The 14,699-nt window shown below is 45.2% G+C and carries 12 protein-coding genes; all 12 read left to right on the forward strand.

All coding sequences use genetic code 11. From position 1 onward, the window contains the following. The first annotated feature begins 82 nt into the window (after positions 1-82). The 12 genes from BY457_RS01630 (at position 83) to BY457_RS01685 (ending at position 14,672) form a co-directional block, all read left to right on the forward strand. Positions 83-490, forward strand: a complete 408-nt coding sequence (locus tag BY457_RS01630; protein ID WP_106151587.1) for an FtsL-like putative cell division protein — start codon at positions 83-85, stop codon at positions 488-490. A gap of 43 nt (positions 491-533) precedes the next feature. Next, on the forward strand, positions 534-2,648 hold the full coding sequence (locus BY457_RS01635) for a penicillin-binding protein (protein ID WP_106151588.1): 2,115 nt from the start codon (positions 534-536) through the stop codon (positions 2,646-2,648). Between the two features lie 15 nt (positions 2,649-2,663). Next, positions 2,664-4,127, forward strand: coding sequence for a UDP-N-acetylmuramoyl-L-alanyl-D-glutamate--2,6-diaminopimelate ligase (locus tag BY457_RS01640; RefSeq protein WP_106151589.1), 1,464 nt, complete (start codon positions 2,664-2,666; stop codon positions 4,125-4,127). A 2-nt stretch (positions 4,128-4,129) separates the two neighbouring features. Next, positions 4,130-5,362 carry a phospho-N-acetylmuramoyl-pentapeptide-transferase gene (gene mraY / locus BY457_RS01645; RefSeq protein WP_106151590.1) on the forward strand — a complete coding sequence of 411 codons (1,233 nt, stop codon included), beginning with the start codon at positions 4,130-4,132 and terminating at the stop codon, positions 5,360-5,362. Positions 5,363-5,365: 3 nt separating this feature from the next. After that, complete coding sequence (murD, locus tag BY457_RS01650) at positions 5,366-6,709, forward strand: UDP-N-acetylmuramoyl-L-alanine--D-glutamate ligase (protein WP_106151591.1); 1,344 nt, start codon at positions 5,366-5,368, stop codon at positions 6,707-6,709. Continuing rightward, the gene (locus tag BY457_RS01655; protein ID WP_106151592.1) at positions 6,709-7,908 is read left to right on the forward strand and encodes an FtsW/RodA/SpoVE family cell cycle protein; all 1,200 of its coding nucleotides are present in this window, start codon (positions 6,709-6,711) and stop codon (positions 7,906-7,908) included. The genes murD and BY457_RS01655 overlap by 1 nt, the downstream gene beginning before the upstream one ends. Before the next feature lie 29 nt (positions 7,909-7,937). Continuing rightward, positions 7,938-9,032: an undecaprenyldiphospho-muramoylpentapeptide beta-N-acetylglucosaminyltransferase gene (gene murG, locus BY457_RS01660; protein ID WP_106151593.1), complete on the forward strand. Its 1,095-nt coding sequence runs from the start codon at positions 7,938-7,940 to the stop codon at positions 9,030-9,032. Between the two features lie 171 nt (positions 9,033-9,203). Continuing rightward, complete coding sequence (murC, locus tag BY457_RS01665) at positions 9,204-10,595, forward strand: UDP-N-acetylmuramate--L-alanine ligase (protein ID WP_106151594.1); 1,392 nt, start codon at positions 9,204-9,206, stop codon at positions 10,593-10,595. Next, on the forward strand, positions 10,592-11,323 hold the full coding sequence (locus BY457_RS01670) for a cell division protein FtsQ/DivIB (RefSeq protein ID WP_106151595.1): 732 nt from the start codon (positions 10,592-10,594) through the stop codon (positions 11,321-11,323). The genes murC and BY457_RS01670 overlap by 4 nt, the downstream gene beginning before the upstream one ends. Continuing rightward, complete coding sequence (gene ftsA / locus BY457_RS01675; RefSeq protein WP_106151596.1) at positions 11,320-12,666, forward strand: cell division protein FtsA; 1,347 nt, start codon at positions 11,320-11,322, stop codon at positions 12,664-12,666. The genes BY457_RS01670 and ftsA overlap by 4 nt, the downstream gene beginning before the upstream one ends. A gap of 23 nt (positions 12,667-12,689) precedes the next feature. After that, on the forward strand, positions 12,690-14,189 hold the full coding sequence (gene ftsZ / locus BY457_RS01680) for a cell division protein FtsZ (protein WP_106151597.1): 1,500 nt from the start codon (positions 12,690-12,692) through the stop codon (positions 14,187-14,189). Positions 14,190-14,213: 24 nt separating this feature from the next. Further along, the gene (locus tag BY457_RS01685) at positions 14,214-14,672 is read left to right on the forward strand and encodes a GatB/YqeY domain-containing protein (protein ID WP_106151598.1); all 459 of its coding nucleotides are present in this window, start codon (positions 14,214-14,216) and stop codon (positions 14,670-14,672) included. Positions 14,673-14,699: the final 27 nt, after the last annotated feature.

A 14,699-nucleotide genomic window follows, 5' to 3' on the forward strand; every position in this document is an offset into this window, starting at 1 on the left:
ATGGCAACGATTGGCACAAGAGAATATGTATAAGTTCTTTCATGCGAGTTCCATCCGACCTTAATTAATAAATTTTATACGGATGAAATTATTAAAGTTTCTGCAGAAGAAGAGCAAAACCGGGGAGAATGATTTTCTTTCCGGAAAAGAAGAGTTCAGGGAACTGAAGGGAATATCCTTCAAAGAGTTTCTGTATGGACGATTTCTGGCAGGCAGAAGCGTCGGACAACATTGGGGGTTCCTTGCGTTTCTGGTTTTTCTGGGTGTTTTGTACATCGGAAACAGATACCAGATGGAACATTTGCTGGACAGGCAGGCGGATTTGTTGCAGGAGATTAAAGAACTAAAATATGAGGCGATTACCACCTCTTCCGAGTTGATGAATATGAGCAAGCAAAGTGAGGTGATGGAGCGGGTAAACAGAGCCGGTATAGAACTGGAAGTGTTGAAGACGCCTCCCCGAAAGCTGGAGGTGGAGAAACTGGATTAATAAAAGGACAATAATATTTGGGGAAATTATCAGGTTGGGGAATATGAGCATCAAACAAAAAATACTATTCAGGCTGTCTGCCATATACTTTGTGTTTGGCGCCTTAGTGCTGTGGATTTTGTTTGAAGTGTTTAGTCTGAAAGTGTTTGAGGCCTCTCATTGGGAGGAGAAAGCCAGAACTCTGGAAAGCAGCAGTATCGTAATAGAGGCGAACCGTGGAAATATTCTGGATCAAAATGGCCGGAAAATCTCCCTTTCTGTCCCCAGTTACCGAATTTATATGGATTTGCATGCGCACGGCCTTACGTCTGCGTTGTTTAATGCTAAAGTAGATAGTCTGGCTCTCTGTCTGTCCCGCTTCTTCGGAGATAAAAGTGCTTCTGCTTTTAAAAACGACCTGGTACAGGCACGGCGCAACGGTTCTCGTTACTTTTTGGTACACCCCCGCAAAATTTCCTATCTCGAACTTCAGGAGGTTAAAGAATTCCCAATCTTCCGACAGGGTAAAAATACCGGCGGTTTTATACCCAGACAATACGATGAACGACGCCATCCTTTCGGCTCTTTGGCGTCACGAACCATCGGTAAACTCTATGGAGAAAAAAATAAAGGAGGCATGGTTGGTCTTGAGCGGGCCTACGATAATGTGTTAAAGGGAACCAACGGGCTTAGCACATGGAAACGCATTGCCGGCAGCTGGATTCCCGAGGAGGATATCCCTCCAAGGGATGGTAAAGACATTATAACTACTCTGGATATTGGATTGCAGGATGTGGCAGAACAATCACTCCGCAATCAGCTGGAGATGCATGATGCCGAGCATGGTGTAGCCATTCTGATGGAAGTTGAAACAGGTGCCGTCAAAGCTATGGTCAATTTATACCGTAGTCAGCCGGGTATCTATATTGAAGATCATTTCAATTATGCCATCGGCGAAGCCGTTGAACCCGGCTCTACCTTTAAACTGGCTTCCATGATTGCCGCCCTCGAAGATGGAGTGGTGCGATTGACCGATTCTGTGGATACGGGTAACGGGGCCTATGCCTTTTACGATCGGATGATGCGGGACAGCCATCATGGGGGCTTTGGAAAATTAACTGTTCGTGAATCGTTCGAAAAATCTTCTAATATTGGTATTTCAAGAATCATCTTTGAAAATTACAGGAACAATCCACAGCGATTTGTGGACCGGCTTTATGCTATGGGCCTAAATGAACCTCTTGGGGTTGAAATAAAAGGGGAAGGAAACCCCGTCATAAAATACCCCGGCGATAAATCCTGGTCGGGCGTTACCCTGCCCTGGATGTCCATAGGGTACGAGGTAAAGCAGACTCCCTTGCAAACACTGGCTTTTTACAATGCCGTGGCAAACAATGGTAAACTGGTCCGACCCAAATTTGTTGAGGCCATTAGCCAGCATGGCGAAGTCCTGCGTGAATTTGATACTGAAGTGCTGAATCCTGCAATCTGCTCTGTGGCAACCCTGGAGAAGGTACAGGATTTATTGGAAGGGGTAGTGGAGAGAGGTACTGCCACCAACATCAGAAATGAAACCTATAAAATTGCCGGAAAAACCGGTACTGCCCAGATTGCAAAAGGTGCTTCGGGATACAAAGGAGAAGGCGGAGTGGAATATGTGGCTTCGTTTGTGGGATATTTCCCTGCAGACCGGCCCATGTACTCTTGCATTGTTGCGGTGAACAGCCCTTCAAATAATGTTTATTACGGAAATGTTGTTGCCGGCCGGGTATTTCGAGAGATTGCCGACCGGGTTTATGCATTAAGCTACAACAAACTGGAGGAAAATTACTATACAAAAAAGGTGGAAGAGGGCCTCTATCCCTGGTCTAAGGGTGGAACAGTTCAGGATTTGTCGGTGATTTTTGAAGAGATGAACTTCCCCGGTATTAATAAGGAACTGGGTGACGGATGGGTTTCCACTCGTGCCAAAGAACACACCGTGGAGTGGGTTCCTAAAAATATTCCTTTGTCTGTGGTGCCATTGGTAAAAGGCATGGGAGCCAAGGATGCCGTGGCCTTGCTCGAAAACAGAGGACTTAAGGTTGCCATTTCCGGTTTTGGGAAGGTGGTAAATCAATCCATTCCTGATGGACATCCAGTTAAGCGGGGAGAAACCATTACCATTTATCTCGAATAAGAAAAGATGAGTTTTATGAAAAAGAGACTTTCAGATATTATTAAAGACGTCGAAATAAAGGAACGAATCGGAGATGCTGATCCTTTAATTGCCGATCTTACATTCGATTCCAGAAATGTGGAGTCACATTCGTTGTTTTTTGCATTAAGGGGAACTCGTGCGGATGGTCACGCTTTTATTGATAAAGCTATTGCATCAGGAGCTCTGGTGGTAGTTTGTGAAGAGTTGCCGGGTGGAAGCCATCCCAATGTAGTGTTTCTGAAAGTGGAAAATGCACATCAGGCAATGGCTTTTATGGCTCGCAACTTCTTCGATGCTCCTTCTGAAAAGTTGAAATTGGTAGGTGTTACAGGAACAAATGGCAAGACTACCATTGCCACATTGCTATACCATACTGCAAAACTGTTGGGATACAAAGCAGGACTTTGTTCTACAATGGCCAACTATGTGGACGACCTGATGCTGGAAACCAGACTTACAACTCCCGACGCGGTGACCCTCAATCGCCTGATGCACAAGATGGTTGAGGCGGGTTGCGATTACTGTTTTATGGAGGTCAGCTCGCATGCTGTGCATCAGGGAAGGGTTGCAGGTCTTGAGTTCAACGGGGGAATATTTACCAATATTACACACGATCATCTGGATTATCACAAAACCTTTGATGAATACATCCGTGTTAAGAAAATGTTTTTCGATGGCTTGTCTCAGTCTGCTTTTGCACTCACCAATCTGGATGACAAAAACGGACGTGTAATGCTTCAAAATACCAAAGCTGAGACCAGGAGTTACTCCTTACGTGAAGTTGCAACTTACAGAGCCCGCATTATGGAGGGCGTTTTTGAGGGGATGCAGCTGCTGATGGATGGTCATGAATTCTGGACACCGTTTATCGGGAAATTTAATGCATCGAACCTGCTGGCCGTTTATGGAGCAGGAAGGGAACTGGGATGGCCGAAAGATGAGTTGTTGGTGGCAATGAGCCGGTTGAAGCCTGTTGGTGGTCGGTTCGAAACTGTGCGATCGGAGAATGGAATTACCGGAGTGGTCGATTATGCACATACACCGGATGCCTTAAAGAATGTGCTGGAAGCTATCAACAATATCAGAACTCCTGAACAATCGCTTATTACAGTGGTTGGAGCCGGAGGAAACCGGGATGCTGCCAAAAGGCCTGTGATGGCTGCGGAAGCGGTTAAACAAAGCTCTAAAGTGATTCTGACTTCCGACAATCCAAGGGACGAAGAGCCTCAGTCTATAGTTGACCAAATGATGGAAGGTGTTCAGTTTGCCGATAAATATAAGGTGCTGGCCATTATCGACCGTAAAGAGGCCATTCGTACGGCATGCAGCATTGCACGCCCCGGAGACATTGTGTTGGTAGCAGGTAAAGGGCATGAGACCTATCAGGAGGTAAAAGGCCAAAGATCACATTTTGACGACAGAGAAATTATAAGAGAGTTTTTTGAACAACAACAGTAGCTATGCTTTTTTCCTTGTATCAATATCTTGAATCTATTGATTTTCCGGGTGTCGGAATGTTTCAATACATCTCTTTCCGTTCGGGAATGGCCATCATCTTTGCGCTTCTGATGAGTACGATTTTCGGAAAAGTGATTATCCGAAAGCTTCAGAAGCAGCAAATAGGGGAGGTGGTCCGTGATCTTGGGCTGGAAGGTCAATACCAGAAAAAAGGAACCCCAACCATGGGGGGACTCATTATTATTGCAGCCATCCTTATTCCTGTTTTATTGTTCGGAAAGCTCGATAATGTTTATGTTTTGCTGATGATTACCACTACCATCTGGCTGGGAATTATTGGCTTTCTGGATGATTACATAAAAGTGTTTAAGAAGAACAAAGAGGGGCTTGCCGGAAGGTTTAAAATTATCGGACAGGTTGGTCTTGGACTGATTGTTGGACTTACACTCTATTTTAGCGATGATGTGGTGGTCAGGATGGAATCGCCGGGAGATGCCGAAACTCGTCAGGTTACCACGGAGGAGGTTGTGGAAGCTCCGGAAACAAAGTACGTTAAAGCGCCCGTTACCAATGTTCCTTTCTTTAAGGAGAATCGCTTTAATTACGAATCGGTATTAGGATTTTTGGGCGATAAGGCTCCCTACTGGGGATGGATTGTCTTTGTTTTTGCGGTTATCTTTATTACTACTGCCGTGTCTAATGGAGCCAATATCACCGACGGACTGGATGGACTGGCTACCGGCACATCCGCCATTATTGGTACAACACTTGGAATTCTGGCGTATGTCTCCAGTAATACCATTTATGCCGATTATCTGAATATTATGTATGTCCCTCACTCCGAGGAGTTGGTGGTGTTTATGAGTGCGTTTATCGGAGCTACCGTCGGGTTTTTGTGGTACAATTCTTTCCCGGCTCAGGTATTTATGGGAGACACCGGAAGTCTTACCATTGGGGGAATCATTGCTGTATTCGCAGTGCTGATCAGAATGGAATTGTTAATACCCATTCTCTGCGGGATATTCCTTGTGGAAAATCTTTCGGTGATGATCCAGGTCTTCTGGTTTAAATATACAAAGAAACGCTTTGGAGAAGGTCGCCGCATTTTCAGGATGTCGCCGCTTCATCATCACTATCAGCTTAAAGGATATTCTGAATCCAAGATCGTAACACGTTTTTGGATTGTGGGGATAATTTTGGCCGTATTGACTATTGTAACTTTGAAAATCAGATAAAGCATGGAGAAAGAGCTTATTGTTCTTGGAGCCGGAGAAAGCGGAACCGGAGCTGCCCTTTTAGCGAAGGCGAAAGGCTTTTCTGTGTTTGTATCTGATTGTGGAAAAATAAAGCCTCAGCATCAGGCCGAACTGGAGTTTGCAGGTATCGACTTTGAGAGTGGCAGGCATTCCGAAGAACGGATTCTCAATGCTATTGAAGTGGTTAAGAGTCCGGGGATACCGGATCACTCGCCTTTGGTCAGGGCTTTGGGCAATCGGGGAATCTCCGTTATTTCCGAAATTGAATTTGCAGGCAGATACTCCAAAGCTAAAATGGTTGGTGTTACCGGAAGCAACGGAAAAACCACCACTGCCATGTGGATCTATCATCTGATGAAGAAAAGTGGGTTGGATGTGGTGCTGGCCGGAAATGTGGGTAACAGTATGGCACGCGAGTTATTGGAGAGGGATCCGGATATTTTTGTGCTTGAGCTGAGCAGTTTTCAACTGGATGGCATGAAGGACTTTAAATGTCACACCTCTATTATTACCAATATTACTCCTGATCATCTGGATCGATACGATTATAAATTTGAAAATTATGTGGATGCCAAATTCCGCATTTTGAATAATCATACAAGTGATGATATTTTCATCTTTAACGCACATGATAAGGAAATTATGGAGCGATTGAAGATGATGAGATATCCCGGACATCGATGTCCCTTTGCTTTTGATGATGTTTATGGAGAGGGAGCCTGTGTGGACGGAGAAAAGGTGGTTTTTAACACTCCAAATCATCATTTTAGCATCCCGGCAGGAGAAATTGCACTTCCGGGCAAGCACAATCTGAGCAATGCCATGGCGGCTTCGCTGGCAGCTTTGAGGATGGGCGCATCAGGAGAAGCTGTGAAAGAAGGATTGAAAGATTTTCCGTCGGTGGCTCACCGGTTAGAGGGTGTGACGGAGTTAAACGGGGTGCTTTTCATCAACGACAGTAAAGCCACCAATATAGACAGTGCCTGGTATGCACTTGAAAGCATGGAGAGACCTGTGATATGGATCGCCGGAGGTACGGATAAAGGAAATGATTACTCAGAATTGGAGGAACTGGCCGTTCAAAAGGTTAAACATCTTATCTGTCTTGGCGTGGACAACACCAAGTTGATGGCTGCTTTCGGAAACAAACTCCCCGGGGTTTCGGAGGCAAAATCTATGTCTCAGGCTGTTGAGCAGGCAGTAAATGTTGCCCGTCCCGGAGATGTGGTCCTGTTGTCTCCTGCCTGTGCCAGTTTCGATTTGTTTGACAATTATGTGCACCGGGGAGACCTGTTTAAAGCTGAGGTAAAAAAACATGAGGGTTGATGAGTAGTTTTGTTCGAAAATATATCAAAGGAGACCAGACCATCTGGGTTATTGTGGTTTTTCTGGCACTTGTATCGCTGCTTACAGTTTATAGTGCTACAGGGAGCCTTGCGTATAAAACGCAGGGAGGCAACACTACTTATTTTATGTTTAAGCAGCTTACATTTCTGCTTATGGGCATCGGGGTGATTGTGGTAGTTCACAACATTCCCTATAAATATTTTGTCATTTTCAGTGTTCCGGCACTTTACATATCCATTGCTTTGCTTGGGTTAACGCTGGTGTCCGGCCAGAATTTGAACGAGGCGAGTCGCTGGTTTACAGTACCGGGGATCGGCATCTCTTTCCAGCCTTCCGAGATGGCAAAGCTCGCGCTTATTGTGTATGTGGCTAGGGTCCTCGCACAGCATCAGCGTGATGACGGACCTACAGAGGGAGCCTTTTGGCCCATTATGATTCATGCCGGTATTGTTTGTTTGCTGATCTTTCCGGAGAACCTCTCCACTTCTGTATTATTGGCAGGAGTGGTTATGTTGATGATGTTTTTGGGGCGGGTGCCATTTAAGTATCTGTTTTTTACCGGTTTTACCGGCTTGGCTGTTGTTTCGTTGGTGCTTATACTGGCTATGAATGATGTAGTGTTGATAGATCGCGCAGAGACCTGGGCTGCCAGGGTTGAGCGTTTCATGGATGAGGAGACAGAAAATGACCAGTATGGGAGTGATTATCAGCTTACTCAGTCAAAAATAGCCATTGCAACCGGAGGAATGCTCGGGAAAGGGCCTGGAAACAGTGAACAGCGCAATTTCCTGCCTCATCCTTACAGTGATTTTATTTTTGCCATCATTGCCGAGGAATTTGGCTTTTTTGGTGCCATGGCGGTGGTTGTTGCTTATTTCTTTTTGCTGGGGCGTATAGGTGTTATTGTAAATTCCAGTAAGAGAACTTTTCCTGCTTTTATGGTACTTGGTTTGGGATTGATGTTGGTCATTCAGGCTTTTGTGAATATGGGTGTATCGGTTGGGATTTTTCCTGTAACAGGACAGCCGCTGCCCCTTGTAAGTATGGGGGGAACCTCAATTTTGTTTACCTGTTTTGGTTTGGGAGCGATTTTAACTGTCAGCCGGCATAACCAAAAGGAGAAAGCCCGGGAAAAGGCTGCTGAAGCACGCCTGGCGCAAACCGAACAGGGAAATTGAGAATTAAAACGAAACAAGTGGACAAAAAAATGAAAATAATAATAAGTGGTGGTGGTACCGGAGGTCATATCTTTCCGGCGATTGCCATTGCTGATGCTGTTAAGAAACGTAATCCTGATGTGGAAATATTGTTTGTAGGGGCATTGGGAAAAATGGAGATGGAGAAGGTTCCGGCGGCCGGCTACAAAATTGTCGGGTTGCCGGTGGCAGGGTTTCAAAGGAGACTGACTTTAAAGAATGTGACATTCTTTTTTAAACTGGCTGCCAGTTTGTGGAAAGCCAGAAGTATTGTTCGTTCTTTCAGACCTGATGTGGCCGTGGGAGTGGGCGGATACGCCAGTGGCCCTGTTCTCAAGGCTGCCTCCGCTGCCGGAATTCCCACAGTATTGCAGGAACAGAACAGTTTTCCCGGTGTAACCAATAAATTACTGGCGAAAAAGGCCAAACGTATTTGTGTTGCTTATCCCAATATGGAACGGTTTTTCCCGCCTTCCAGAATTGTCCTCACCGGCAACCCGGTAAGGCAAAGCCTGCTTCACAATGTGGATAGAGCTTCTGCATATAGTGAATTCGGATTGGACAGTGGCAGGAAAACCATTCTGGTAATCGGCGGATCATTGGGAGCCGGAAGTATCAACAACGGGGTACGCAATGCTGTTGATACCTTATTGCAGAATGATCAGGTGCAATTGTTGTGGCAGTGCGGACCGTATTATTACGAAAAATTGGAAGAAGAGATTGGCAGCAGGGCAGGAGACTCTATCAAACTGATGCCCTTTATAAGTCAGATGGATATGGCTTATGCTATGGCTGATGTGGTTGTATCCAGGGCAGGTGCAGGAACCATCAGTGAGCTTGCTTTGCTTGGAAAAGCTGCCATTCTGATTCCGTCACCAAACGTTTCGGAAGACCACCAGACAAAAAATGCCATGTCACTGGTGAAAGAGGGTGCTGCCCTGATGGTTCCGGATCATGAAACTACTGAGCGACTGATACCGGAGGCTTTGGAATTGTTGAAAAACAACGAACAACGAAAGCGTTTGGAGGAGAAAATTAAATTGTTTGCCCATATCAATTCGGCTGATCAGATTGCTGAAGAGGTGGAGAATATTGTTATAAACTGATTTTAAATAGTTTATGTCCATAAATTAAGCGTTTCTTACTTGTTTGAACTAGAAAGTTCAAATTCAAGGCGTGTGAAAAATATAAACCGCAGAATACTAGTGTATTTGAGGATTTAGATTTTGAGCAACAACGCAGAAGTTGGACTTTATAGACAAACACTAAAAAGTTAAATGGCACAACTGGAACAATATAAAAAGGTCTTTTTTGTAGGAATCGGGGGCATTGGTATGAGTGCTCTTGCCAGGTTTTTCCATACCTCAGGATATCTGGTGGCAGGGTATGACCGTGTGGTCGGTCCGGTAACAGAGGCTTTGACCCGTGAGGGAGTCCGGGTGCTCTTTGATGCATCAGAGCAGGCAATTCCTGATGAGTTTGTCTCTTCTGCGGATACCTTGGTAGTTTATACACCGGCAGTTCCCGACACCCAAAATCAACTGGTGTGGTTCCGGAAACAGGGGTTTGATGTGTTTAAACGTTCCCGGGTGCTGGGGATGGTTTCCGAAAGTCTGAATGCGGTTTGTGTGGCCGGAACACATGGGAAAACAACAGTTTCTACCATTACGGCATTTCTTTTTCAAAACAGCAGTCTGAAAATCAATGCCTTTTTGGGTGGAATATCCAAAAACTTCGGAACCAACTTTATTGGAGGTAAGAATGCCGATTTTGTGGTTCTTGAAGCTGATGAATTTGACCGCTCTTTTTGGCAACTGACTCCCTATGCCGCGCTCATCACTTCCATGGATGCCGATCATCTGGATATCTATGGTAGTGTGGATGAGGTAAAAGCGGGCTTTGATGGTTTTGCCCAAAGAATTAAAAGCAACGGCTGGTTAGTGCTGAAAGCTGGTTTGCCGGTTCCTGAAGGAATCGCCGATAATGTTGAGGTTGTTACTTATTCTATTACCAGGGATGCGACTTACCGGGCAGTTAATATTAATGAAGAGAACGATGGCTACTCTTTCGGTGTGGAAACGCCTGACGGCAGGTTGGATGATTTTCATTTATCTATTCCGGGGCTGATTAATGTGGAAAATGCGCTTGGAGCCATCACCTTGAGTTTACTCTGCGGTGTTACTCCCGAAGAAATACAAAATGCCCTGCCCGGTTTTAGCGGTATCGCCCGGCGTTTTGATGTGGTTTTTCGTAGTGCCGGAAAGTTTGTCTATATTGATGACTATGCCCATCATCCCGAAGAGATCAGAGCTACGCTCAACAGTGTAAAGTCAGCCTATCCGGGATGTCGCATTACCGGAGTGTTTCAACCGCACCTGTATTCAAGAACCAGAGATTTTGCCGACGGATTTGCCCAAACTCTTTCCGAAGGGTTGGATGATCTGATTCTATTGCCTGTCTATCCGGCAAGGGAAGAGCCCATTCCGGGTGTTTCAAGCGAATTGATAGTTGATAAAATATCCGGAGCAAATGTTTGCATGTCAACAAAAGAGGAGCTGTTAGAGAATATTGAAAAGCTTGATCCGGAAGTGCTGATCACCATGGGGGCAGGAGATATTGACCGGTTGGTGCCGGAAATAAAAAAATGGGCTGAAGAAACTAAAGTATGAAGCGAATAAGGAAAATATTACTTTGGGCTTTGTTATTGCTTTACTTCCCGATAATGTTGAGCTTTGTCGGTGAACATCAGGAGGCTGTGGTGTGTCGTGATGTGGTGGTCACAGTGAAAGATAGTGCCGATACCCGGTTTGTAACCGGAGCGGAAATCAGGGAGGCAGTGCTGGGGAAATATGAAAATACATTGGGAAAGGAGTTGACCTCTGTCTCCATGTTTGAGATTGAAAACTTTATTAAAAAGCATCCGGCCATTAAAACTTGTGAAGTTTATCAAACCATTGGCGGTTTTTTAAGGGTTGATCTTGAACAGCACTTACCGCTCATCAGGGTGTTTGAAAATACCCGCACCTATTATATTGATGAGGATGGGCAGGAGATGCCTGTTTTTGATAATTTCTCTGCCCGGGTGCTTGTGGTGAGTGGTGAGTTGGATGGTAAAATGGATGACCTGTTCAGGCTGGCAAGGATTTTTAGAAATGATCCTTTTTGGGATGCACAGATTGAGCAGGTTTATGTGAAAAGAAATGGTGACTTTGTTATGGTTCCTCGTGTTGGGGATCATCTTATTTTATTAGGTCCGCCCGAGCGGGTGGAAGAGAAACTCAGAAATCTGAGAGCACTTTACAAACAGGGCTTGTCGCCCCGTGAGTGGAACAACTATCAGGTTATAAATTTGAAATTTAAAGGACAGGTTCTTTGCTCTAAAAAACGAAATATATGAGTCAGGATATGAATTTAATAGCAGCTGTTGACATCGGTTCTGCAAAGGTAGCAGCCGCTGTCGGTCGAAAGCATTCCGATGGACAAGTGGAAGTTCTGGGGATGGAGAGTGTTAAATGTGATGGCATGAAACGGGGCGTGGTGTTCAATGTGGAGGAAATTGTTAACGCCGTCAGAATGGTGGTTTCCGCCCTTGAACAACGCCTGAATATCAAGCTGATTGATGTTTTTGTCAGTGTTTCAGGGTTTAACGTACGTGCCATAGGAAACAGTTGTTATCGCTTTATCAAACAGGATGAACTCATTAAAAGTTTCGATCTGGAACAACTGTTGCAGGATAGTTATCGTATTGTTTTGCAGCCTGATGAGAAAATTCTGCATGTGGTACCTCAGGACTATGCTGTTGACCATGAAAAAGGAGTGAAGAAACCCATCGGATATTCAGGTCAGCGTCTTGAAGGAAACTTTCATGTGGTTATCGGAACCCGGTCGGATGTACGAAAAATAGAAAAATGTATTGAAAGGGCCGGCTTACGTCTCAACGGGCTTATCTTTACACCCCTGGCATCTGCTGAGGCTGTCTTGTCCGATGAGGAGAAGGAAGCCGGGGTAGTGATGGTGGATATTGGTGCCGGAACTACTGATCTGGCTCTTTTTCAGGATGGTGTTTTGCGATATTCAGCTGTTATTCCTTTTGGTGGCAATGTGGTTACCAACGATATCAAAGAGGGTTGTGGTGTGTTGCAAAAGCATGCCGAGAAGATGAAGATTCAGTTCGGTTCTGCGCTCGGAACTATGGCCCGTGAGGATGCGGTGGTTACTATTCCCGGTATTTCGGGTTGGGAACCCAAGGAAATTGCATTTAAGAGTCTTGCCTGTATTATTCAGGCCCGTATGGAAGAAATTATTGAGTTGATTGTTCATCACATTGAGCGTTCCGGATATTTTGATAAACTAGGAGCTGGTATCGTTTTCACCGGTGGTGGATCCATGCTGAAACATTTGGTGGAACTTACAAAACTTAAAACCGGGTTTGATGCACGTGTAGGTGGCGTTTCCAGAGCGCGCTCCTTCGAGGAGGAGGAACTCATGAGAGTGCCGTCTTTTGCTACAGTTGCCGGATTGTTGGTGTCTGCCGGAAAATACCCGGGAAGTGTTATTACCCGGGAACAGGAATTGTTCGAAGATGTGGAGAAAGAAGAACCACGGGTTTCCAAAGCGGATCGGAAGAAGAACAATGGCACCAAAAATAAAAAACCAAAGCGAGATAAATTGGAGTATATTACCGGGGATTTGTTTAGCCGTCTCGCCGGTATGTTTGAGGAAAAAGATACGGAAATGTAATTCCAGTACACAAGGAGGTTATTATGAGTGAAGATTTGATCAATTTTGATATCCCGGGTAATCCCAATTCCATCATTAAAGTGATTGGTGTGGGGGGCGGCGGCAGCAATGCTGTCAACTATATGTACGGTCAGGGCATAAAAGACGTGAGTTTTGTGGTATGTAACACCGATGCCCAGGCCCTTACCAATAGTCCCGTGCCTGTGAAGATACAACTGGGAGAGTCGCTGACCGAAGGGAGAGGAGCCGGAAACAAACCGTTGAAAGGCCGTGAGGCGGCTATTGAAAGTCTGGAGAACATTCAGCAGGTGCTGGCCGATAACACCAAAATGGCCTTTATTACTGCCGGAATGGGAGGCGGAACGGGTACCGGTGCTGCTCCCATCATTGCCAAGGCTGCCAGAGATATGGGAATCCTTACTGTGGGCATAGTAACCATTCCTTTTAAATTTGAGGGACGAATTCGTATTGAGCAGGCACTTGAAGGGGTTGCCGAAATGGAAAAGCATGTGGATTCATTGTTGATTATTAACAATGAGAAGCTGCGGGATATGTATGGCGACCTGAAGCTGAGTAATGCCTTCTCCCGTGCCGACAATGTGCTCTCAACGGCCGCTAAAGGAATTGCCGAAATTATTACGGTGCATGGTTACATCAACGTTGACTTTGCCGATGTGGAGACGGTAATGAAAGACAGTGGAGTGTCCATTATGGGTTCTGCAACTGCCGATGGTGATGAACGGGCTATTGATGCCATTCAGGCTGCACTGGAGTCTCCACTGCTTAATAATAACGATATCAAAGGAGCGAAGAATATTTTGCTCAATATTACCTCAGGGGTCGATGAAATCACCATGGACGAAGTCTTTGAAATAACTGATTATGTTCAGGGACGCGTGGGAGCTACTGCCTCCATTATCTGGGGATCCGGAACTGATGAGCAATTGAACAACGAGGTAGGGGTAACAATCATTGCCACCGGATTTGCATCGGGGCATATCATCCAGAAAGATGAGGAGAAGCCGGTCAAAAATAAGGTAACCCGATTCAATATGGACGAAGAGGGTAATGTGACCAATGCCGGCGATGAGGAAGATATTGATTTGGAGCGCGAAGAACACCCCAATGTCGTGGATTTTGATGAAATAGAGCGCCGGAAAAGAGAGAAAATAAAGGACTTATACGGAGAAAACAAGGAGACTCCTGAAAATGAAGATGAAGAAGAGGATCTGTTTTCCCTGTCATCGGGAGCTGACCTTTCTTCTGCTTCTTTACTGGAGCCGGGATCTGCCGCTGCCCTGACGCCGGAGGAGCTGGGTGATGAACGAATGATTGAGGAAATGGAGAAGATTCCTGCCTATAAAAGGAGGGGTGTGACACTGAAAAAGAGTGGTAGTAAACCCGAAAGCAATCCAAACAGGCAGGCTACTGGCAGTAAAGTATCCAGGTTTTCACTTAAAGACGGTAAAAACGGGCCGCAATTGAGTGATAATAATCCCTGGTTGAACGACAATGTTGATTGAAATACAACTAATCTAATTTTAGTTATGAGTTTGATAGATAAAATTTCCGATGAAATTAAAGTGGCTATGAAAGCCAGAGATGCTCTCAGATTAGAGGCATTGAGAAGCGTAAAAAAAGAACTTATTGAAGCCAAAACTTCCGGAAAATCGGGTGGTGAAATATCACCCGATGAGGAGTTGAAGTTACTCCAGCGAATGGTGAAACAGAGAAAGGATTCAGCAAATATTTATTCTGCTCAGGGCCGTGCCGATTTATATGATAAAGAGGTCGCTGAAGCAGAAGTGATTTCTGAATTTCTGCCCGAACAAATTTCTCCTGAGGAGATGGAAAAAGTGGTGGTTGAGATTATTGAAGAGGTAGGAGCCCAATCGGTAAAAGACATGGGAAAAGTGATGGGAATTGCTACCAAAAAGCTGGCAGGAAAAGCTGACGGGAAAGATGTCTCCAATACGGTGAAGCGTCTGTTGGCCAGTGAAGATTAAGTTTAAATTTTGAATAATAAAGAAAGG

Source organism: Marinilabilia salmonicolor (assembly GCF_003003035.1).
Lineage (GTDB): Bacteria > Bacteroidota > Bacteroidia > Bacteroidales > Marinilabiliaceae > Marinilabilia > Marinilabilia salmonicolor_A.